This is a genomic window from Anaeromyxobacter soli, from assembly GCF_022808855.1.
Classification (GTDB): Bacteria; Myxococcota; Myxococcia; order Myxococcales; family Anaeromyxobacteraceae; genus Anaeromyxobacter; species Anaeromyxobacter soli.
Window position 1 is genome coordinate 1 of record NZ_JAKZLF010000006.1, and the last position, 21,623, is coordinate 21,623.

Sequence of the window (21,623 nt, forward strand, 5' to 3'; positions counted from 1 at the left end):
GGCCCCACCCGGCTCGGCGGGGCCCGTGAACCTGCGCGCCCGCTGACGCGGGTGCGCGCAGGTTCCCCGCCGGGAGGGACTGCGTCCCTCCCCGTCGCTTCGCGACGGGGCCCCTCCCTGTGAACGACTCGGCTAGGGGCGTGCGCCACCGCGTGGCGGCGCGCTCGCTTCGCTCGCCGGCCGCCTACCCTGCCGCGCGATCGGCCTCGTCCTGCTCGCCCACGTCGGGCTCCACGTCGGTGCGGTACTTGCGCAGCACGCGCTTGAAGTTGGACCGGTCCATGCCGGCCTTGCGGGCCGCCGCCGAGATGTTGCTGTCGCAGTGGCGCATCAGCGTCTCGACGTAGCCCTTCTCGAACCGGCGCAGCGCCTGCTCCTTCGCGGCGGCGTAGGACATGGTGAGCCACACGGACTCGTCGCCGCTCGCCGGCGCCTCGCGCACGAGCGGCGCGGTGCGGCCGGTCACGGCGGGCGGGAGGTCCGACGCGCTCACCGCCTCGCCGCGGCAGAGCACGACCGCGCGCTCGATCGCGTTCTCGAGCTCGCGGACGTTCCCGGGCCAGCGGTAGCCGCAGAGGAGCTCGACCGTCTCCGGCGACAGGGTGCGCACGCGCTTGGCGAGCCGCTCCGCGTACCGGCGCAGGAAGTGGTGGGCGAGCAGCGGGACGTCGTCGACGCGATCGCGGAGCGGGGGGAGCGGGATGTTGATGACGTTGAGGCGGTAGAACAGGTCCTCGCGGAACTTGCCGGCCTTCACGAGGCGCGGCAGGTCGCGGTGCGTGGCGGCGATGACGCGCACGTCGACCCGCACCGAGTCGGCCGAGCCGACGCGCTTGAGCTCGCCCTCCTGCAGCACGCGCAGCAGCCGGACCTGGGTCGCCATCGGGATGTCGCCGATCTCGTCGAGGAAGATCGTCCCGCCGTCGGCGGCGTCGAACAGGCCCTTCTGGTCGCGCTGCGCGCCGGTGAACGCGCCCTTCACGTGCCCGAAGAGCTCAGACTCGAGCAGCGTCTCGGTGAGCGCGCCGCAGTTGAGCGCCACGAACGGCTGGGCGCGCCGCGGGCTCCGCGCGTGCAGGGCCCGGGCGACGAGCTCCTTGCCAGTGCCGCTCTCGCCGGTGACGAGCACGGTGGTCGCGCTGTAGGCGACCGCCTCGATCATCCGCACCACCTCGCGGATGGGCGCGGAGTTGCCGACGAGCCCCTCCGGCGCCGCGCCCTCCTTCTCGCGGAGCTGCGTCTCGAGCCGGCGGTTGCGGTCGAAGAGCATCTTGCGCTCGGCCGCCTTGGCGACCGCACGCGCGACGAGCTCGACGTCCTCGAACGGCTTCGTGAGGTAGTCGTACGCGCCGGAGCGGACCGCGGCGAGCGCGGTCTCGACCGTCGCGTGCCCGGTCATCATGATGACCTCGACCTCGGGCCGGCGGTGCTTCACCGCCGACAGGAGCTCGAGGCCGGAGAGCTGCGGCATCTTGATGTCGAGCAGCGCGACGTCGAAGTCTTCGTGCGCGAGCCGCTGCGTCGCCGCGATGGGCGAGTCGAGCGCGACCACCGCGTAGCCCTTCTGCTCGAGCAGAGCCTGGAGCGCGCGGAGGAGCGTCGGCTCGTCGTCGACCACGAGGACGCGTACGGGCTTGGTGTCTGTGCCTTCGGCCATGATGAGGTCCCCTCGGTTCAGTGCTTCGACTGCGTCGCCGGCAGGTCGACCACGAAACAGGCGCCCCCCTCAGGGCCCGGCTCGACGCGGATCGAGCCGCCGTGGTCCTCGGCGATCTGGTAGCAGATGGAGAGACCGAGCCCGGTGCCCTTCCCCTCGGGCTTGGTCGTGAAGAACGGCTCGAAGATCCGCTTCGCGATCTCCGGGCGCACGCCCGGCCCGGTGTCGGCGACGGACACCCGCACGCGCCCCGGCGCGCCGGGGCCGGCGGTCACGGTGAGCCGCCCCGCGCCGCTCATCGCCTGGATGGCGTTCACCACCAGGTTCACGACGATCTGCTGGAGCTGGTTCGCGTTCCCGAGCGCGGTGACCGGGCGGTAGTCGCGCACCACCTCGACCTTCCCGTCCTTCATCTGCGGGCGGAGCAGGAACAGCGCGTCGTCGGCGACCTGCGCGAGCTCGACCGGGCCCTTCTCCTCGCCGCGCGGCCGGCGCGAGAAGCGCAGCAGGCTCTCGACGATGCGCTTGGCGCGCATCGCCGCGTCCTGGATGAGCTTCAGGTTCTCGAGGTCGGCCGGCGAGCGGTCCTCGCGGCTCATGAGCTGCGCGAAGGCCAGGATCCCGCCGAGCGGGTTGTTGATCTCGTGCGCGACGCCGCCGGCGAGCTGGCCGATGGCGGACATCTTCTCCGCCTGGAACAGCCGCTGCGTGACCTCGCGCTCCTCGGTGACGTCCTTCATCACCACGACGAAGGCGGCGTCCTCGCCCGTGAACGGGAAGGAGCGGACGAGCCAGGTGCGGTCGCCGCGGACGGCCTCGGCCTCGGCGCCGCCCGCCGCGACGCGGCACCGCGACGGGCAGGGCAGCGCGCCGAAGGCGTGCTCCCGGCAGCGCAGGCTGGGGAGCGCGTTCACGGCCACGCCCGCGGCGCGCGCGAACGCCGCGTTCGCGCGGACCACCTCGCAGCCGCCGCTCTTCACGATCGCGACCGGGTCGCCGAGCGCGTCGAAGCAGGCGCGCCACTCCTCGGCGGCGCGCACGAGGGCCACCTGCCGCGCCACGAGGTGCGCGTCGAGCTCGCGGTTCACCCGCTCGAGCTCCGCGTTGCGCACCGCGAGCTCACCGGCGAGCCGGTCGTTCTCCTCGAGCGTCCAGAACTGGTCGATCGCGCTCTGCACGGTGATGAGCAGGTGCGCGTCGTCCCAGGGCTTCCAGATGAAGCGGAAGATCTCGGAGCGGTTCACCGCCTCCTCGATGGCGGCGGAGTCGGCCTGGCCGGTGAGCAGGACCCGCTGGACCCGCGGCCAGCGCTCCTTCACCCTGCGCAGGAGGTCGATGCCCGTCATGCCCGGCATCCGGTGATCCGAGACGATCGCGTGCACGGGCTCGCGCTCGAGGAGCTCGAGGGCGTCCTCCGCCCCGGCCGCCTCCAGGATCCGGCAGCGCGCGCGGCGCAGGACGCGCTGGAGCGCGCGCCGGACGAGCTCGTCGTCCTCGACGATGAGGAGGGTGCACTCCCGGCTGGGTCCGGGGTGCACGCATCCCGTCGAGGTGACCTGCGCGTCCATCACGGGGTGCCCCCACGGTGCATCGTCCGGTCCACGTGGGACGGACCCGGGGAGCAATGTTTTCGCAGCGTTGAGCGCGCTCGGACCCGGGTAGCGATGCGCTCCGGGTCAACCTATACCCTTACCCTGACAGTAACGCCACTTTGCGTTCAGCCGTTTGCGGGAGGGCCGGGCGGCGGGGTCGAGCTGGGCGACTGGTAGAGACGGATGGTGTTCCGCCCGGCGCGCTTCGCCTGGTAGAGCGCGTCGTCCGCGAAGCGGAGGAGGTGCTCGTGCGCCGTGATGTCCTTCGAGGGGAAGAACGCCACGCCGAGGGAGGCGGTCACGCGCAGCTCCGCCGGCCCGGCGTGCGCCTCCGCCGCGACGGCGTACGCCTTCGCGCCGAGCGCGCGCCAGATCCGCTCCGCGACGGCGAGGGCGCCGGGCAGGTGCGTCTTCGGCAGGATGACCGCGAACTCCTCGCCCCCGTAGCGGCAGCAGATGTCCGGATCGCGGATCGACGCGCGCGCCACGGCGGCCGCCTCGCGCAGCACCGCGTCGCCGGCCGGGTGGCCGTGCCGATCGTTCACGGTCTTGAAGTGATCGAGGTCGATCATGATGAGCGACAGCGGGTCCGCGTAGCGGTGCGCGCGGCAGAACTCCTCGTAGAGCCGCTCGTCGAAGAAGCGCCGGTTCTTGAGGCCCGTCAGCGCGTCCGTGACCGAGCGCTCCTCCAGATCGCGCTGGGCGCGGCGGAGCTGGTCCTGGAGCGACTTGATGCGCAGCATCGCCGCGCAGCGGGCGAGGACCTCCGCCTCGGCGAACGGCTTCGCGAGGAAGTCGTCCGCCCCGAGCCGCAGCCCGGTCACCTTGGAGTCGACGTCGCACCTCGCCGACAGGATCATGACCGGGACGAAGGGCTCCTCGGGCCTGGCCTTGACGGTGCGCAGCACCTCGAGCCCGTCCAGGTCCGGGAGCATGAGGTCGAGCAGCACGAGATCGGGCGGCACCCCGCGGATGGCGCGGATCGCCTCGCCTCCGTCGCGCGCGATCCGGACGCGGTAGCCCTCACGCCTCAGCACGGACACGAGCCAATCGACCTGGCTCGGCGAGTCGTCGACGACGAGGATCTCCGGCGCGGGCACGCGGCGCCGACTCTAGCCGAGATCCGGGGGGCCCCCAAGGACGCGGGCGTGCGCGCCTACGCCCACGCGACGCGCCGCGCGCACACCGGCGACGCGCTCCCACCGCAGGCTCCCACCCGGGCGTTTCCGCCGCCGCGCCGGCGCCCTACTCGAGGGACATGAGCCGCCGCACGCGCCCAGCCGCGCAGGAGCCCACCCTCGCCGCCGCGCTCTCGCGCGCCGCCGCCGCCGCGCCCCGGGGCGTGGTCGTCCTGGATCTCGACTCGACGCTGCTCGACAACCGCCCGCGCCAGGCCCGCATCCTCCAGGACTACGGCCGCGTGGCGGGGCTGCCCGCGCTGCTCGAGGCGCGCCCCGAGCACTGGCAGGGGTGGGACCTGCGGCTCGCGATGGCCAACGCCGGCCTCACGCCCGCGGAGGTGGCGGCGCACGCCGGACCGGCGCGGCGCTTCTGGGCGGAGTGGTTCTTCACGAGCGCGTACTGCCGCCTCGACGCCGCGCTCCCCGGCGCGGCCGCGTTCGTCCGCGCGCTCGCGAGCGCCGGCGCGCGCATCGCGTACGTGACCGGCCGACCCGCCCGCATGGTCGAGGGCACGTTGCACGTCTTCCGGCGCGAGGGGTTCCCGGCCCCGGACGGCGCGGGCGTACACCTGCTCATGAAGGACGACCTCGCGCTCGACGACGACGCGTGGAAGGAGGTCGCGGCCGCGCGCGTCGAGCGGCTCGGCCCGGTGGTCGCCGCGTTCGACAACGAGCCCGCGCACGTGAACCTCTACGCCCGCCGCTTCCCGGAGGCGCTCGTCGTCCACCTCGCGACCGATCACTCCGCGCGGCCGATCGCGGTGCTCCCGGGGATCCCGGCGATCGCGGACTTCCGCTCCGGGCCGCTCACGGGGGAGGAGCCGTCCGCCGCCGCGGGAGTCCCGTGACCCGCCGCGGCGCTCACCGCAGCGCCTCGTACACGTCCGCGGGCACCACCGGCGCGAGCCCGCCGCCGCCGAGGATGTTGACCACCGGCGAGGCGGCGGCGCGGACCACGGAGCCGTCGGCCCGCGAGGGCCCCAGCCCGCAGTAGGTGGACAGGTCGCGATAGAGCATCCCGCTGTCGAGGCCCTCCGGCGTCACGCGCGTCGCCGCCCGGCGCGCCGCGAAGATCCGCTCCTGCGCGACGAACCCTCCCCCGCGCGCGTCGCCGAGCGCCGCCTCGACGGTCCGCGCCCACTCCTCGGGGGCCTCCTCCGCGCCGAGGTGCACGCTCTTCCCGCCGTAGTCCCAGCTCCGCTTCAGCACCCAGCGCGCCCGCTCCTCGAGGAGGCGCGGCGCGAGCGCCGGGGTGAGCCGCCGCGTGATCGGGAGCCGCGCCGCGGCGGCGCGCTCCTCCGCGTCGAGCCCGGCGCGCCCGGCGAGCGCCGCGTCGTCCGCGCACTCCGACAGCCGCGCGAAGAGGGCCTTCGCCTCGAGCAGGCCGTTCACCGGGTTCACGAGCACGTGGCGCGCCGGGGCGAGCAGCGCGCGCGCGAACGGCGTGGCCGGGTCCACGCGGTTCGCCCACACGTGCCGGTACAGCACGTCCCAGCGCTCCGGCTCGCACGCCGCCGGGACGAGGTTCGCCGCGGCGTGCCCCATCCGCGCGAGGTGGGCCTGGAGGCACCGGAGCTCGCCGATCTGCGCGTCGCCCGGCCGCGCGACGATCGCGATCGACGGGCGCTCGCGCGTGCCGCCGCGCGCCCGGTAGTACGCGACGAGCACCTCGCGCAGCCGCTCCATGTGGCTGCCGCAGCGGGCGACGAGCGCCTCCGCCTCGCGGGGAGGCTTGCCGCGCGCGGCGGCGGCGGCGCGGATCCAGGCGTGCGCGGCGAGATCCGCGTAGCCGGACATGGCCGGGATGGTGGCGTTGAGCTCGAGCGCGCGGGGCGGGCCGCCGCCCTCGGGGACGAGGAAGTCGACCCGGGCGTGGAGCACGGGGAGCGGCGCCTCGGCGAAGAGCTTCGCCATCGCCTCCGCCTCGAGGCCCTCGAACGGCTCCACGAGCGCGGCGCGATCCCGCGCGTCCCCGTGGAGGAGGAGGTGGCGCACGAGCTTCACCGCGCCGGACAGGATCGCCTGCGCCTCCCGCGCGGCCGCGGCGAGCGCCTCGCGCGACGGCACCTCCGGCTCGGCGACGAGCGGGATCGGCACCACGCTCCCGTCGGGCCTCGCCACCGTGAGCCCGCCCGCCCAGGCGCGCTCCGCCGCCGCGCGTCCGACCGCCGCGAGCGCGTCTCCCTCGAAGATGGGCTCCATCCGCTCCTCGCGCGGGCGTTGCGGCCCGCCTCGTGCCTCTGATAGGCACGCTGGCGTGAAGATCTACACGAAGAGCGGCGATCGCGGAGAGACCGGCCTGTTCGGGGGGCCGCGCGTGCGGAAGAGCGACGCGCGGGTCGACGCCTACGGCGAGGTGGACGAGCTCAACGCGGCGGTGGGCTCGGTCCGCGCGATCGTCGAGGATCCCGAGATCGACGCCCAGCTCGCGCGCGTGCAGCACGAGCTGTTCTGCGTCGGGGCGGAGCTCGCGACGCCGCACGAGGCGAAGGCGCGCAGCGCGATCCCGCCCATCGCCCCGGCGTGGACCGCCCGGCTCGAGGCGGCCATCGACGCGTTCGACGCAGCGCTCCCGCCGCTCCGCCAGTTCGTGCTCCCGGGCGGCACGCGGACCGCGGCGGCGCTCCACCTCGCGCGCTGCGTCTGCCGCCGCGCGGAGCGGCGGGTGGTGGCGCTCGCGGCGGAGGTCGAGGTCGCGCCCGAGGCGCTCGCGTACCTGAACCGGCTCTCCGACTTCCTGTTCGTCGCGGCGCGGGTCGCGAACGCGCGAGCGCGGCGCGACGAGACGATCTGGGACCCGCCGCGCGAGGACGAGGCATGACGGCGCCGTCCGCGCGCATGGAACCGGCCGCGACGCCCGCCGCCTCCCTGCGCGACGGCACCGCGCGCCTCGCGGCGGCGCCAGGCAGGCGAGGGCCGCCGTGACGCCCGTCGCGCTCGTCACCGGCGCGGGCGTGCGGGTCGGGAACGCGATCGCGCGCGACCTCGCGCGCCACGGGTACGCGGTCGTCGCCCACTACCGCTCGCACCCGCCGCGCGGCCTCGCGGACGCGTTGCAGGCGGACCTCGCCCAGCCGGACGGACCCGCGGCGCTCGCCGCCGCCTTCCGGCGCGGCCACCGCAGGCTCGATCTCCTCGTGAACAGCGCGGCGGCGTTCGACGCGCTCCCGCTCGAGGAGACCGACGCCGCGGCGTTCGACTCGCAGATGGACCTCAACGCCCGCGCGCCGCTCCTGCTCACGCGCGCGCTCGCGCCGCTCCTCCGCCGGTCCCGCGGCTCCGTCGTGAACGTCGCCGACGTGGGCGGCGGCCTCGTGCCTTGGCGCGGCTTCGCGGCCTACGCGGCCTCCAAGGCGGCGCTCGTCCGGCTCACCGAGTGCCTGGCGCTCGAGCTCGCGCCGGAGATCCGGGTGAACGCCGTCGCGCCCGGGACGGTGCTCTGGCCGGAGGCGTACCCGGAGAAGCTCCGCCGCACGCTCGCCGCCCGCATCCCGCTGGGGCGTCCGGGCACTCCCGCCGACGTCGCGGCGGCCGTGCGCTTCCTCGCCGGGGCGCCCTTCGTGACCGGCGCGGTGCTCCCCGTGGATGGCGGGCGCCACCTCTCGGGGCGCGCCTGAAGCTCGCGGCTTCCGCGCCCGTCCGCACCTCGCATTGAAGCGCCCAACCCCCGCTGTTAGACTCCCTTGCGTCACGTCAAAGCGGGCGGGCGACCAACCCCGCCACGGAGAATTTCGACACATGGATGCCATCACCCAGACTCCCGTCACCCCTGCCGCCCCCGCCGCCGACGCCGGGACGGAGAATCCCGTCAGCCTCACCGCCAAGGCGATCGAGATGGTGAAGGACGCGATGGAGCGCGAAGGGCTCCACGCGTACGGCATCCGCGTCGGCGTGATGGGCGGCGGCTGCGCGGGCTTCCAGTACTCGATGGACTTCGAGAAGGACCCCCGTGAGGGCGACGTCTCGTTCGAGCAGGACGGCGTGAAGCTCTACGTCGATCCGATGAGCTCGATGTACCTCCAGGGCGTCACGATCGACTACGTGGTCGGCCTCCAGGGCGCCGGCTTCAAGTTCAACAACCCCAACGCGCGCACGACCTGCGGCTGCGGGTCGTCCTTCTCGTACTAGCCAGGCGCGCGCCCGCGAGCGCGGGTCGCCATCGTCGCCGGGGGCCGGGGGATCGATTCCCGCCGGCCCTCGTCGCTTCCAGGGGCCCGGCAGCGCGCGAGGGCCGGGGGATCGAAGCGATGCTCGTCGTCCGGAACGCCGTCGTCGGCCCCTTCGCCGCGAACGCCTACGTCGCCGCCTGCGACCGGACGGGCGAGGCGCTCCTCGTGGACCCGGGCGGCGAGATCCCGCGCGTCCTCGCGCTCCTCGAGCCGGACTGGCGCGTGACGCGGATCGTGTGCACGCACGGACACATCGATCACGTCGCCGGCGCCGCCGAGGCGAAGGACGCGACGGGCGCCCCCCTCTCGCTGCACGCGGCCGACGCGGGCTGGCTCGAGGCGCTGCCGCGCCAGGCGGAGATGTTCGGGTTCGATCCGGTCGTCGCGCCGGCGGTCGATCACCAGCCGGCCGACGGTGAGACCTTCCGCGTGGGCGCGTCGGAGGGGCGCGTCATCCACACGCCCGGTCACAGCCCGGGCTCGATCTGCCTCTTCTTCCCGGAGGAGCGGCTGCTCTTCAGCGGCGACACCCTGTTCGCCGGCTCGGTCGGGCGGACGGATCTCCCCGGCGGCGACTTCGACGCCCTGCACGCCTCCATCCAGGGGAAGCTCTTCCCGCTCGGCGACGAGGTGCGCTTCCACCCCGGCCACGGGCCGGCGGGGCTCCTCGGGGAGGAGCGCCGCTCGAACCCGTTCGTGGGAGAGAAGCCGCGGCGCGGCCGCTTCGTGTGAGCGGCGGCGGCGCCTACTCCATCGACACGACGCCCAGGATGTTCTGCCCGGCGTCGACGTGCAGCACCTCGCCCGTCACGTTGCGCGCCAGGTCCGAGCAGAGGTAGAGGGCCGCGCGCGCGCAGTCCTCCTGGTCGACGTTCCGGCGGAGCGGCGTCTTCGCCGCGTTCTCGCCGAGCATGGTGCGCATGCCCTTGATGCCGGCGGCGGCGAGCGTCTTGATGGGCCCGGCGCTGATCGCGTTCACCCGGATGCCCTCCTGGCCGAGGTCCTCGGCGAGGTAGCGCATCGAGGACTCGAGCGCGGCCTTCGCGACGCCCATCACGTTGTAGTTCCGGACGACCTTCTCGGCGCCGTAGTACGTGAGCGTCACGATGCTCGAGCCAGCGGGCATCATCGGCCGGAACGCGCGGGCGAGGGCGATGAGCGAGTAGGCGGAGACGTCCATGGTGATGCGCCACGCGTCGCGGGTCGTCACGTCGGCGAAGCGGCCGTCGAGCGCGCTGCGCGGCGCGAAGCCGATCGAGTGGACGAGCACGTCCACGCGATCCCACACCTTGCCGATCTCCGCGACCGTGCGGGCGATGTCCTCGTCCTTCGAGACGTCGCAGTCGACGATCGCCTTCGCGCCGATGCCCTCGGCGATGGGGCGGACGCGCCGCTCCATCGACTCGCCGGGGTACGTGAACGCGAGCTCGGCGCCCTCGCGCTGGAACGCCTCCGCGATCCCCCAGGCGATGGAGCGGTCGTTCGCGACGCCGGTGATGAGCGCGCGCTTGCCGCGCAGGAGGCCGCCGAGCGAGAGCCGGACGTCGTCCGTCTCCATGCGCGCGCGGGTCACTTCGACGTCCTTGGGATCGATGGGGCTCATCTTCTGTCAGGCTCCTCGGGCACGGACGGCGTCGAGCGCCTGCGAGAGCTCGCTCCGTGCGTGCATGTCGTTCGTGCGGGTCGCGGCCGCGATCCCGTCCTCGTAGGCCCGCGCCGCCTCGCCGTCCAGGCCCGCCGTCTCGAGCGACTGGCCGAGCATGAGGTAGGTCGGGACGTAGTCGGGCTTGCGCCGCGCCGTCTCGCGGAACTCGGCGACGGCCTCGTCTCCGCGGCCGGCGGTGCGGAGCGCCATCGCGAGCGAGTAGCGCGCGAAGGCGTCGTCCGGGCTCTTCGCCACGAATGCCCGGAAGGCCTCGATGCGCTGTTCCGGCGTCATAGGGGGGCTAGGGTTGTACCCGAATCGACCGCTCGACTCCATAGCGGCGGCGGTCCGCCGGCGCCCGGCGGACGCCTCCTCACGTTATGCTCGACCCCGGTGATGTCGGCACGCATCTCGGACTGCACCGGCGCGCTCATCGCGGGCGGACGGGCGACGCGGCTCGGCGGCCGGCCGAAGGGGCTCCTGCGCGTGGGCGGCGAGCCCATCGCGGCGCGCTCGCTCCGCCTGTTCCGCGCGCTCTTCGACGGCGGCGCGCTCGTCGTCGCGAACGACCCCGCGCCCTACGCGCCGCTCGGCGCGCCCATCGTGCCGGACCTCGTGAAGGGGAAGGGCGCGCCCGGCGGCGTGCACGCCGCGCTCTCCGCGGCGCGCACGACCTGGGTGTTCACCGCCGGCTGCGACATGCCCTTCGTGTCCGAGGCGGGCATCGCGCTCCTCGCCTCGCGCCGGGCCGGGGCCGAGGCAGTCGTGGTGCGCTGGCAGGGCCGCCTCGAGCCCCTGCACGCGCTCTGGTCGCGCGCGTGCCTGCCGCTCCTCTCGCGCCTCCTCGCGGAGGGCGATCCGTCGCTCCAGGCGATCGCACGGAGCGTCGCGGCGGCGATCGTGGAGGAGAGCGAGTGGCGCGCGGTCGATCCCGAGGGGCTCGCGTTCGCGAACGTGAACACGCCCGAGGATCTCGCGCGGCTCGGGCTCGTCCCGCCGCCGTGAGGGCGCGGCGGCGCCCGCGCCCGGGGCCGCCGTCGCACGAGCCCTGCGAGCATCGACTCCGTCGCGAGCGGCCGCGGGGGCGCGCGCAAAGCATGCGGACGTCCGGATCCGACCTACCGTTCCATCGGTGGATTCGGTGAGGTCAGCGGTCGCGTATTGACGCACGTCAAATTAGGCCCCGAATGGCCACCGACGGAAACTCTTCCGGTCTCGGCAATTCCTGCGCTAACCAGCAATGGCAACTTCGGGTCAACCAGCACCGACCCGCACCCGAGGAGCAAGCGATGCCTCCCATCGATCGCCTGTGCGGCGCGCTCGTCCTCGCCGCCGCGCTCACCCCCGGCCTGGCCGGCGCCGCCGCCGACCCGCGCCAGGGCGAGGCGCTGTACGTGGGGACGACGCCGCTCGCGAACGGCGGCGCGCCGTGCCTCGCCTGCCACGGGCTCGCGGGGCACGGGCTCGCCTTCAGTGCGAGCTTCGGGCCGGACCTCTCGGCCGCGGCGGAGACCTACGACGCGGAGACGCTCGCGGCCGCGCTCGAGGACGTGCCGTTCCCGAGCATGGAGCCCATCTACCGCGGCCACGCCCTCACCGCGCGCGAGCGCGGCGACCTCGCCGCGTTCCTCCTCGAGGCGCGCGCGGCGCCGCCTCCCTCGGGAGGCCCGCTCGGGCGCCTGCTCCTGGAGGCGGGCCTCGTCGCCGCGGCGATCTTCGCGCTCCTCGCCGTCCTGTTCCGCCGCCGCATGCCGCCCGTCTCGGCCGCGCTCGCGCGCGCCCGCCGGGCCGAGGGGGGTTCCCGATGAGCTTCCTGCGTGACGTCCTCGACCCCTCCTCGCGCCGCTGGGAGCGGCTGTGGCGCGACCGGCACCAGCACGACCGGTCCGTGCGCTCGACCCACGGCGTGAACTGCACCGGGAGCTGCTCCTGGAACGTGCACGTGAAGGAGGGGATCGTCGCCTTCGAGACCCAGGCGACCGACTACCCCGCCCTCGAGGGCGTGCCGCCCTACGAGCCGCGCGGCTGCCAGCGCGGCGCGTGCTACTCGACCTACCTCTACTCTCCGCTCCGCGTGAAGACCCCCTACGTGCGCGGCGCCCTCCTCGACGCGTGGCGCGCGGCCAGGGCGGCGGACGCCGATCCGGTCGCGGCCTTCGGCGCGCTCATGGCCGACCCGGCGCGCCGCGCCGCGCTGCAGGCGGCGCGGGGCAAGGGCGGCTTCCGCCGCGCGAGCTGGCAGGAGGCGGTCGAGATCGTCGCGGCCTCCATCGTCCACACCGTGAAGCGCTGGGGCCCGGACCGCGTCATCGGCTTCTCGCCCATCCCGGCCATGTCGATGCTCTCGTTCGCCGCGGGCTCCCGCTTCCTCCAGCTGCTCGGCGGCGTGAACCTCTCGTTCTACGACTGGTACTGCGACCTCCCGAACGCCTCGCCGGAGGTGTTCGGCGAGCAGACCGACGTCGCGGAGAGCGCCGACTGGTTCAACAGCAAGTACGTGCTCGTGCTCGGCTCGAACGTGGCGGTGACGCGCACGCCCGACGCGCACTTCCTCGCGGAGGCGCGCCACGACGGGGCGAAGGTCGTCGTGCTCTCGCCCGACTTCAACCCCACCTGCCGCCAGTCCGACTGGTGGATCCCCGCGCACGCCGGGCAGGACGGCGCGCTGCTCTGCGCGGTGAACCACGTGCTGCTCTCGGAGGTCCACGCCCAGCGCGAGGTGCCGGCGTTCCGCGACTTCCTCACCCGCTACACCGACGCGCCGTTCCTCGTCGCGCTCGACGTGAAGGACGGCGTCGCCGCGCCCGGGCGCATGCTCCGCGCGGAGGCCCTCGGCCGCTACCGCGGCGAGGAGCACGGAGGGTTCAAGTTCCTGGTCTGGGATCGCGCCGCCGACGCCCCGCGCATGCCGCAGGGCACGCTCGGCTTCCGCTGGCAGGCGCGCAAGGGGCAGTGGAACCTGAAGCTCGAGGACGGGCAGGACGGCTCGCCCATCGACCCGGTGCTGTCGTTCCTCGAGCGCCACGACGCGGTGGTCGCGCTCGAGGTGCCCGACTTCGGCTCGGACCGGGTGTGGCGGCGCGGGGTGCCGGTGCGGTTCGTCGAGACGGACGCCGGCCGGGTGGCGGTCGCGACCGTGCAGGATCTGCTCTTCGCGCAGCACGGGGTGGGGCGCGGCCTCGCGGGCGAGTACCCGGCGAGCTACGACGACGCGGAGGCGCCGTTCACCCCCGCCTGGCAGGAGCGGTACACCGGCGTGGACCGCGCGCAGGTCGTGAGGCTCGCGCGCGAGTGGGCGGACACGGCGGAGCGCACCGGCGGGCGCTGCTCCGTCATCATCGGCGCCGGCGTGAACCACTGGTACCACGCGGACCTCGCCTACCGCGCCGCGCTCACGACGCTCATGTTGTGCGGCTGCGTCGGCAAGAACGGCGCCGGCCTCAACCACTACGTCGGCCAGGAGAAGCTCGCGCCGGTGGCGCCGTGGGCCACGCTCGCGGGCGCGCTCGACTGGGCGAAGCCGCCGCGCTTCCAGAACGCGCCCTCGTTCCACTACGTCCACTCCGACCAGTGGCGCTACGAGCACGCCGAGCGGGAGGGCCGGCTCGACCCCGCCTCGCGCGGCGATCGTCCCCACGCGATGGACCACCAGATCCGCGCGGTGCGGCGCGGCTGGCTCCCGTTCTACCCTCAGTTCGACCGGAGCTCGCTCGAGGTCGCGCGCGAGGCGGCCGAGGCCGGCGGGGCGGAGCCGAAGGCCATGACCGCCCACGTGGCGCGCGCGCTGGAGGAGAAGCGCGTGCGGCTCGCGGTGGAGGATCCCGACGCGCCCGAGGCCTGGCCGCGGGTGCTCCTCGCCTGGCGCGGCAACGCGCTCTCCTCGAGCGCCAAGGGCCACGAGTACTTCCTGCGCCACTACCTCGGCGTGAAGGCGCTCTCGATCGCGGAGGAGTCGCCGGAGGGCGCCCGCGAGGCGGTGGTGCGCCCCGCGCCGGAGGGGAAGCTCGACCTCGTGGTCGCGCTCGACTTCCGCATGACCACCACCGGGCTCCTCGCCGACGTGGTCCTGCCGGCGGCGACCTCGTACGAGAAGGACGACCTCTCCTCGACCGACCTCCACTCCTTCGTCCACCCGATGCAGGCGGCGGTCCCGCCCTGCTGGGAGGCGAAGAGCGACTTCGACGCCTTCGCGGCCCTCGCCGACGCGGTCACGGCGCTCGCGAAGGCGCACCTCCCCTCCCCCGTGCTCGACGTGGTCGCGACCGCGATCGCGCACGACACGCCCGCGGAGATGGGCGATCCCGAGGCGCCGGACTGGGCCGACGGCGCGGCGCCGCTCGTCCCCGGCCGCAACGCCCCGGCGCTGGCGATCGTCGAGCGCGACTACGCGCACCTCGCCGAGCGCTTCCGCGCGCTCGGGCCGCTCGCCCGCGAGCAGGGCATCGGCGCCCACGGCCTCGGCTGGCCCATCGCCGACCTCTACGACGAGCTCCTGCGCGAGCGGCCCACCGTCGCCTTCGGCGGGAAGACCTACCCGTCGGTCGCGACGGCCCGCGACGCCGCGAACGTGGTGCTCCACCTCGCGCCCGAGACGAACGGCGAGGTCGCCTGGCGCGCCTTCCACGAGGAGGAGAAGAAGGTCGGCCTCCCGCTCGCGGACCTCGCCGAGGGCACGCGCGGGGTGCGCACCACCTTCGAGGACCTCGCGGCCCAGCCGCGCCGCGTGCTGACGAGCCCGTGCTGGTCCGGGATCGTGAACGACGGCCGGCCCTACGCGGCGTACACGCTCAACGTCGAGCGGCTCGTCCCCTGGCGGACGCTCACCGGGCGCGCGCACCTCTACCTCGACCACCCCGGCTTCCTCGCCGCCGGCGAGGGGCTCCCCACCTACAAGCCGAAGCTCGATCCGGCGCTGCTGCAGGACCTCGACGCCACGCAGGCGGACGGGCCGGCGCTGAAGGTGAACTTCATCACCCCGCACGGAAAGTGGAGCATCCACTCCACCTACGGCGACACCGTGCGGATGCTCACCCTCTCGCGCGGGCTCCACCCGCTCTGGCTCAACGACCGCGACGCCGCCGGGTGCGGGATCCGCGACGGCGACTGGGTCGAGGTCGTGAACGACCACGGCGCCGTGGTGACGAAGGCGGTGGTGAGCGCGCGCGTGCCGCGCGGCATCGCGATGCAGTACCACGCGCCCGAGCGGACGATCGCCACGCCGCGGACGCCCGCGCGCGGGGGCCGCCGCGCGGGCGTGCACAACTCGCTCATGCGCATCCGGCTCAAGCCCACGCTCATGCTCGGCGCCTACGGGCAGATCTCGTACGGCTTCAACTACTGGGGTCCCACCGGGACGAACCGCGACGCTTACGCGCTCGTGCGCAGGCTCGAGCGCGCGCCGGAGTACTGACGACCGCGATGGCACGGCAACGTTCAACGAGCGAAGCGAGCCCGCCGGGGCGCCCGTTCAATTGGAGACGGCCATGACGATGGAAGTGCGCGCGCAGCTCGCGTCGGTGTTCCACCTCGACAAGTGCATCGGCTGTCACACCTGCTCGGTGGTCTGCAAGAACCTGTGGACCGACCGGCGGGGCTCCGAGCACATGTGGTGGAACAACGTCGAGACGCGGCCCGGGACGGGCTACCCCGCGCTTTGGGAAGACCAGGAGCGCCACCGCGGCGGGTTCGTGGTGGAGGACGGCGAGCTCCGGCTCCGCCTCGGCGGCCGCGGCAGCATCCTCGAGCACCTGTTCCAGGCCCCGCGCCTCCCCACGCTCGACGACCAGTACGAGCCGTGGACGTACCGCTACGAGGACCTGTTCCAGGCGAAGGCCTCGGACGACCTGCCCACCGCGCGGCCGGTGTCGGCCGTGACGGGCCTGCCGATCGACCCGAGCGCCGGACCGAACTGGGACGACGACCTCGCCGGCTCGAGCGTGCACGCCGCCGCGGATCCCAACCTCGCCGCGCTCGAGCCGGCGGAGCGCGAGGCGCTCCTCGCGCTCGAGGGGATCGTCTTCTTCCACCTGCCCCGCACCTGCAACCACTGCCTAAACCCGGCCTGCGCCGCGGCCTGCCCGTCCGGCGCCATCTACAAGCGCGGCGAGGACGGGATCGTGCTCATCGACCGGGAGGCCTGCCGCGGGTGGCGCATGTGCGTCCCGGCCTGCCCGTACAAGAAGACGTTCCACTCGTGGTCTGAGGGGAAGTCGGAGAAGTGCATCGGCTGCTACCCGCGCGTCGAGAGCGGCGAGCCCCCCGCCTGCTTCCAGGCGTGCGTCGGGAGGATCCGCTACCAGGGCGTCCTGCTCTTCGACGCGGAGGCGGCCCTGCGCGCCGCGCGCGCGCCGGAGCACGATCTCGTCGCCGCGCAGCGCGCCGCGCTGCTCGACCCCGCCGACCCGGAGGTCGTCGCGGCGGCGCGGCGGAGCGGGATCTCCGACGCGACCCTCGACGCCGCGCGGCGCTCGCCCGCCGATCGGTTCGTGCGGCAGTGGGAGGTGGCGCTGCCGCTCCACCCCGAGTTCCGCACGCTGCCCATGGTCTTCTACGTGCCGCCGCTCTCGCCGGTGCGGACCGGCGCCGCTGACGGCGCGGCCCTCACCCCGGCCGACGCCCAGCGCATCCCGGTCCGCTACCTCGCGGCGATGTTCGCGGCGGGCAACGACGAGGTCGTCCGGTCCGCGCTCAGGCGGCTCGTCGCGGTGCGCACCCGCCGCCGCGCGGCCACGGTGGGCGACGTCAGCGAGGCGGACGCGGCCGAGGCGCTCCGCACGGCCGGGCTCACGCCCGAGGTGGCGGACGCGCTCCACCGGCTCACCGTGTACCCCACGCTCCGCGAGCGCGTGGTGCGGCCGCCCGGCGGGCGCGAGGCCGAGACCGAGCAGCTCGTCGGCCTGCAGGGCCTCGCCGGGCTGCGCGCGAGGGTACCGTGACCGCGCCCGCGCTCTCGCGCGAGGCGGCGCGCGCGTTCGCCGACCTCCTGTCCTACCCCGACGACGCGCTCCCCGGCCGGCTGCGCGCCCACGCGAGCCACCTCCCGGGCGGGATCGGCGCCGCGCTCGACACGCTCGCCGACCGGCTCGCGCTGCTCGGCCCGGGCGGCGCGGAGGAGCTCTACACGGCCACCTTCGATCTCCGCCCCGCGGTGAGCCCGTACGCCGGGATCCACCTCTGCGGCGAGGGGCCCCGGCGGAACGCCCTCCTCGCCCACCTCGCGGCGCTGCGCGCGGAGGCGGGCCTCCCCCGCGCGAGCGAGGTGCCCGACCACTTCGCCGAGCTCCTCCGCTACGTCGCGGAGGCGCCGGAGGGCGGCGAGGCCGACGACGTCGCCGCGCTCGTCCTCGCGCCCGCCGCCCGCCGCGCGGCCGCCGCGCTCGACCACGACCACCCGTACCGGGCCGCCCTCGAGGCGCTCGCCGCCGCGCTGCCCGCGCCGGCCGGCCCGCCCGTCGCGCCCCAGGAGGCCGGACCATGACGGACCTCGTCCTCTTCGCCGTCGTCCCGTACGTCGCCGTCGCCCTCGCCGCGGCCGGGCTCGTCCTCCGCCACGCGGGGGCGGGCGCCCCCATCTCCGCGCGCTCCTCGCAGCTCCTCGAGTCGCGCCTCCTCCACTTCGGCGCGGTCCCGTGGCACGTCGCGATCCTCGCCATCCTCTCCGCGCACGCCTTCGCGGCGCTCGCCCCGCGCACGATGGGCCGCGTGCTCGGCGACCCGGCGCGGCTGCACCTCCTCGAGGTGACGGGCCTCGCGCTCGGCGCCTGGGCGCTCGCCGCCGGCGCGCTCCTCCTCTGGCGGCGGCTCGCCCTGCCCCGCGTGCGCGCCGTCACGAGCGCCATGGACGTCGTGGTCCTCGCGCTCCTCGTCCTGCAGGTCGGGCTCGGCCTGTACGTGACGCTCTCGCTGCGCTGGGGCTCGATCTGGTACCTGCACACGGCCGCCCCGTGGCTGCGCTCGCTCTTCACCCTCTCGCCGGATCCAGCCTTCGCGGCCGTGCTGCCGACGCCGGTGAAGCTCCACGCGGTGCTCGCGTTCGTGCTCGTGGCGCTCATCCCGTTCTCGCGCCTCGCCCACGTCGTCTCGTTCCCGCTGCGCTTCGCCGGCGGCGTCCGCGGCCGCACGGTCTGGGCGCGCGCCCCCGCCGGCGTGGACCTGCCCCGGCCCGCCGCCGCGGTGCTGCGCTCCCGCGCGCTCGAGCCGCAGGTGCTCTCGGTGTGGGACCCGGAGGACGCGGCGGCGTGGGCGCGGAGCGGCGAGGCGACTGCCCGGCGCAACCTCTGGATCTCGATCTTCGCGCTCTTCCTCGCGTTCTGCGTGTGGATGGTCTGGAGCGTCGTCGTGGTCCGGCTGCCCGACGTGGGCTTCGCGCTCGACACCGGCCAGCTCTTCTGGCTCGCCGCGCTGCCGGGGCTCTCCGGGGCCACGCTCCGGATCTTCTACTCGTTCGCGGTCCAGCTGTTCGGCGGGCGCCTGTGGACGACGATCACCACCGCCTCGCTGCTCGTCCCCGCGATCGGCATCGGCCTCGCGGTGCAGGACCCCACGACGCCCTACCCCGTGCTGCTCGTCCTCGCCCTCCTCGCCGGCCTCGGCGGCGCGAACTTCGCCTCGAGCATGGCGAACATCGGCTTCTTCTTCCCGGGCGCGAGGAAGGGCACCGCGCTCGGCCTCAACGGCGGCCTCGGGAACCTGGGCGTGTCCGGGATGCAGCTCCTCGTGCCCTTCGCCATCACCGCCGGCGTGTTCGGCGCCCTGGGCGGCGCGCCCCAGGTCGCGGTGAAGAACGGCGTGGAGCAGCACCTGTGGCTGCAGAACGCCGGCTTCGTGTGGGTGCCCTTCATCCTCCTCGCGACGGCGCTCGCCTGGCTCGGCATGGACGACGTCGCGAGCGCGCGGGCCTCGTTCCGGGAGCAGGCGCGCATCTTCCGCAAGCGGCACACCTGGATCGTCTCGGCCCTCTACCTGGGATCCTTCGGCTCGTTCATCGGCTTCTCGGCCGCGCTGCCGCTGCTCGTGAAGGGGTCGTTCCCCGGCGTGGACCCGGTGCGCTACGCGTTCCTCGGCCCGCTCGTGGGCGCGCTGTTCCGGCCGGTGGGCGGGTGGCTCGCCGATCGCGTCGGCGGCGCGCGCGTGACGCTGTGGAACTTCCTCGCCATGGCCGGGCTCGCGCTCGCCGTGCTCTCGTTCCTGCCCCGCGGCGGCGCGGCGGGCCACTTCGCCCCGTTCCTCGGCGCGTTCGTGCTCCTCTTCGCCGCGACGGGGGTGGGGAACGGCTCCACCTACCGCATGATCCCGGCGATCTTCGCGGCCCTGAACCGCGCGCCCGCGGGCGCCTCCCCCGCCGCGCTGGCGGCGGCGCGCCGCGCGGCCGCCACGGAGTCCGCCGCGGTCGCGGGGTTCGCGTCGGCGGTGGCCGCGTACGGCGCCTTCTTCGTCCCGAAGGCATTCGGGACCTCGGTCGCGCTCACCGGCGGGCCGGGCGCGGCGATCGTCGGCCTCGTCGCGTACTACGCCCTCGCCGTCGCCGCGACCGCGTGGTGGTACGCGCGCAGGGGCGCGGCGATCAGCTGCTGAGCGCGCCCGCCGCGGCGGGCCGAGCGGAGGACGCGGGGAGCGGGCGGCGTCGCGGGGGGAGGCGGCGCCGCCTCCCCCTTCACCAGCTGTACCCCATGCCGAGCTTCAGGTAGGGCCCGTCCTCGCCGCCGGTGTAGCTCGTGAAGTTCTCGTCCTGCGCGTCCCCCGCGAGCCGGGCGCCCCACCCGCCGCCCACGCTGGAGGTGAAGCCGCTCGCGTGGATCATGTTGAAGCCGATCTCCGCGGCCACCCCGACGCGCGCGAAGTTCGAGGAGCCCTGGACGGTCTCGCGTCCGAAGCTGAGGTCGATGCGCGGCCCGATGCGGAGCCCCTCGTTGTTGTGCCCGAAGACGAACAGGTCGGCGCCGCTCCCGAGCCCGAAGGAGCTCACGTTTCCGTTCGAGGCGTTCGTGCGCGAGTACCGCGCCGAGACGAGCCACGACGCGTGCTCCCACGGGAAGGGCCGGATGTAGGTGGCGTTGACGCCGAGCCCGCTGAACCAGCCGAGCGGGTTCGTGACGACGGTGTTGTCCACCGCTCCCCGGGAGGTCATCCCCATGCCGACGCGCCGCTCCCGGAACTCGCTCGGAGGCTGCGTGAAGCCGGTGGGGATGCTCTCGCCGGGCGGCGGGGTCGCCGTGCCGACACCGGGTGCGACCGTCCCGCCCTGGCGCACGAGCCCCTCGCAGCTCGCGCGGAGCGCCGTGACGTCCACCCCGGACTCCACACGCCCGTTCAGCAGCTCGACGCACGAATCGGCGAGCGTGCGGCCGGGGGGAGCCACGCGAGGCTGCCCGGCCGGCGCCGCGGACGCCGTCGGCTGCTGCGGCGCAGGGGCCTGCTGTGGCGCAGGGGCCTGCTGCTGCGGCGTGACGGCCTGCGGCGCAGGGGCCTGCTGCTGTGGCGCGGCGGCCTGCTGCTGCGGCGCGGCGGCCTGCTGCTGCGGCGCGGCGGCCTGCTGCTGCGGCGCGACGGCCTGAGGTGCCGCCGACTGCTGCGGCGCCGCGGCGGATTGCTGTTGAGACTCGGCCTGCCCCTCCGCGGTCGCGGCGACGAGCGCCGCGAGCGTGGCCGCCAAGAGCTTCCTTTGCATGGCCCCCTCCCGCCGCGTGCGCCCGCCCGCACCGTCGCCGGCCGGCGATCCTGGCCGCGGCTCCGGGTACTTCCCCGGAGCTAAGCGTGTGCACGGGGGCACCCCGGGCGCATCCGGCGAGCGTGCGACGCCCGGGCGAGCCGGGCGCGAGCTCACCCGAGCGTGCGCGCGGCGAGGAGGCCCACGAACCCCGCGGCGAGGCACCCCAGGAGCGTGAGGGCGACGTTCGCGAGCGCGTGCGCCGGGCCGCGCTCGAGGAGGGCGAGCGTCTCGTAGTTGAACGACGAGTAGGTCGTGAAGCCGCCGAGGATCCCCGCCCCGAGGAAGAGCCGCACCTCCGGCGAGATCCCCTCCCGCGCCCCCGCGAGCCCCATGAGCAGCGCGAGCAGGAACGAGCCCACGACGTTCACGATGAGCGTACCGCGCGGGAAGTCGGCGCCGAGCGCGCGCGCCGCCCAGGTCGAGACGAGGTAGCGCGCGCCGCTGCCGAGCGCGCCGCCCGCGCACACGATGAGGAGCCGGATCACGGCCGCCGGTCTATCGCGGCCGGCGCCGATCCGCAACGGTGCGGCGCCGCGCTGGACGACCGTTCGCGGCCCCGCCGCGATGCGCGGGTCGCCCCGGCGGGCTCGCCTCGCTCGCGGACCGTTTCCAAAATCCCGATCGCTCGTCTAGGCTCGCCTCGGCCCTTCTCCCTCGCACCGGAGGTCACC

The 21,623-nt window shown here is 74.8% G+C and carries 19 protein-coding genes; 11 read left to right on the forward strand and 8 right to left on the reverse strand.

The features are described from left to right. Positions 1 to 184: 184 nt before the first annotated feature. From MLV88_RS06225 to MLV88_RS24515, 3 genes are all read right to left on the reverse strand, one after another. Positions 185 to 1,657 carry a sigma-54-dependent transcriptional regulator gene (locus MLV88_RS06225; protein WP_242337819.1) on the reverse strand — a complete coding sequence of 491 codons (1,473 nt, stop codon included), beginning with the start codon at positions 1,655 to 1,657 and terminating at the stop codon, positions 185 to 187. A 17-nt stretch (positions 1,658 to 1,674) separates the two neighbouring features. Continuing rightward, a complete protein-coding gene (locus tag MLV88_RS06230) occupies positions 1,675 to 3,225 on the reverse strand; it encodes an ATP-binding protein (protein ID WP_242337821.1) in 1,551 nt (516 codons plus the stop codon). Between the two features lie 149 nt (positions 3,226 to 3,374). Beyond that, on the reverse strand, positions 3,375 to 4,349 hold the full coding sequence (locus MLV88_RS24515; protein ID WP_242337823.1) for a GGDEF domain-containing response regulator: 975 nt from the start codon (positions 4,347 to 4,349) through the stop codon (positions 3,375 to 3,377). Between the two features lie 158 nt (positions 4,350 to 4,507). Here MLV88_RS24515 and MLV88_RS06240 point away from each other — a divergent pair, with 158 nt between their 5' ends. Continuing rightward, on the forward strand, positions 4,508 to 5,278 hold the full coding sequence (locus tag MLV88_RS06240) for a haloacid dehalogenase-like hydrolase (RefSeq protein ID WP_242337825.1): 771 nt from the start codon (positions 4,508 to 4,510) through the stop codon (positions 5,276 to 5,278). A gap of 13 nt (positions 5,279 to 5,291) precedes the next feature. On the opposite strand, the gene MLV88_RS06245 is transcribed toward MLV88_RS06240, so the two are convergent. Further along, a complete protein-coding gene (locus tag MLV88_RS06245; protein ID WP_243337084.1) occupies positions 5,292 to 6,632 on the reverse strand; it encodes a hypothetical protein in 1,341 nt (446 codons plus the stop codon). A 55-nt stretch (positions 6,633 to 6,687) separates the two neighbouring features. On the opposite strand from MLV88_RS06245, the gene MLV88_RS06250 reads away from it, so the two are divergent. The 4 genes from MLV88_RS06250 (at position 6,688) to MLV88_RS06265 (ending at position 9,331) form a co-directional block, all read left to right on the forward strand. Continuing rightward, positions 6,688 to 7,251, forward strand: coding sequence for a cob(I)yrinic acid a,c-diamide adenosyltransferase (locus MLV88_RS06250; RefSeq protein ID WP_242337828.1), 564 nt, complete (start codon positions 6,688 to 6,690; stop codon positions 7,249 to 7,251). 100 nt (positions 7,252 to 7,351) lie between these two features. Next, positions 7,352 to 8,047, forward strand: a complete 696-nt coding sequence (locus MLV88_RS06255; protein ID WP_242352895.1) for an SDR family oxidoreductase — start codon at positions 7,352 to 7,354, stop codon at positions 8,045 to 8,047. A 121-nt stretch (positions 8,048 to 8,168) separates the two neighbouring features. Continuing rightward, positions 8,169 to 8,558, forward strand: a complete 390-nt coding sequence (gene erpA / locus MLV88_RS06260; protein WP_242337832.1) for an iron-sulfur cluster insertion protein ErpA — start codon at positions 8,169 to 8,171, stop codon at positions 8,556 to 8,558. Between the two features lie 119 nt (positions 8,559 to 8,677). Further along, entirely contained in the window at positions 8,678 to 9,331 is a 654-nt protein-coding gene (locus MLV88_RS06265) for an MBL fold metallo-hydrolase (RefSeq protein WP_242352897.1), read from the forward strand. A 13-nt stretch (positions 9,332 to 9,344) separates the two neighbouring features. Here MLV88_RS06265 and MLV88_RS06270 read toward each other — a convergent pair whose 3' ends face one another. Together MLV88_RS06270 and MLV88_RS06275 are read right to left on the reverse strand one after the other, a co-directional pair. Then, a complete protein-coding gene (locus MLV88_RS06270) occupies positions 9,345 to 10,202 on the reverse strand; it encodes an enoyl-ACP reductase FabI (RefSeq protein ID WP_277956783.1) in 858 nt (285 codons plus the stop codon). A 6-nt stretch (positions 10,203 to 10,208) separates the two neighbouring features. Next, entirely contained in the window at positions 10,209 to 10,538 is a 330-nt protein-coding gene (locus MLV88_RS06275; RefSeq protein ID WP_242337836.1) for a tetratricopeptide repeat protein, read from the reverse strand. A gap of 102 nt (positions 10,539 to 10,640) precedes the next feature. Between MLV88_RS06275 and mobA the strand changes: the two genes are divergently transcribed. The 6 genes from mobA (at position 10,641) to narI (ending at position 19,817) form a co-directional block, all read left to right on the forward strand. Continuing rightward, positions 10,641 to 11,249, forward strand: a complete 609-nt coding sequence (gene mobA, locus MLV88_RS06280) for a molybdenum cofactor guanylyltransferase (protein WP_242352899.1) — start codon at positions 10,641 to 10,643, stop codon at positions 11,247 to 11,249. Positions 11,250 to 11,533: 284 nt separating this feature from the next. Next, a complete protein-coding gene (locus tag MLV88_RS06285; RefSeq protein WP_242352901.1) occupies positions 11,534 to 12,052 on the forward strand; it encodes a cytochrome c family protein in 519 nt (172 codons plus the stop codon). Then, on the forward strand, positions 12,049 to 15,654 hold the full coding sequence (locus MLV88_RS06290; RefSeq protein ID WP_242352904.1) for a nitrate reductase subunit alpha: 3,606 nt from the start codon (positions 12,049 to 12,051) through the stop codon (positions 15,652 to 15,654). The genes MLV88_RS06285 and MLV88_RS06290 overlap by 4 nt, the downstream gene beginning before the upstream one ends. Before the next feature lie 73 nt (positions 15,655 to 15,727). Then, entirely contained in the window at positions 15,728 to 17,179 is a 1,452-nt protein-coding gene (narH, locus tag MLV88_RS06295) for a nitrate reductase subunit beta (protein WP_255821417.1), read from the forward strand. Beyond that, complete coding sequence (locus MLV88_RS06300; protein ID WP_242337844.1) at positions 17,176 to 17,721, forward strand: molecular chaperone TorD family protein; 546 nt, start codon at positions 17,176 to 17,178, stop codon at positions 17,719 to 17,721. Before narH ends, MLV88_RS06300 begins: the two co-directional genes overlap by 4 nt. Then, entirely contained in the window at positions 17,718 to 19,817 is a 2,100-nt protein-coding gene (gene narI / locus MLV88_RS06310; protein ID WP_277957209.1) for a respiratory nitrate reductase subunit gamma, read from the forward strand. Before MLV88_RS06300 ends, narI begins: the two co-directional genes overlap by 4 nt. Before the next feature lie 79 nt (positions 19,818 to 19,896). Here the strand turns inward: narI and MLV88_RS06315 are convergent, their stop codons facing one another. After that, positions 19,897 to 20,910, reverse strand: coding sequence for a hypothetical protein (locus MLV88_RS06315; protein ID WP_242337846.1), 1,014 nt, complete (start codon positions 20,908 to 20,910; stop codon positions 19,897 to 19,899). Between the two features lie 152 nt (positions 20,911 to 21,062). Beyond that, complete coding sequence (crcB, locus tag MLV88_RS06320) at positions 21,063 to 21,437, reverse strand: fluoride efflux transporter CrcB (protein WP_242337848.1); 375 nt, start codon at positions 21,435 to 21,437, stop codon at positions 21,063 to 21,065. Between the last annotated feature and the right edge of the window lie 186 nt (positions 21,438 to 21,623).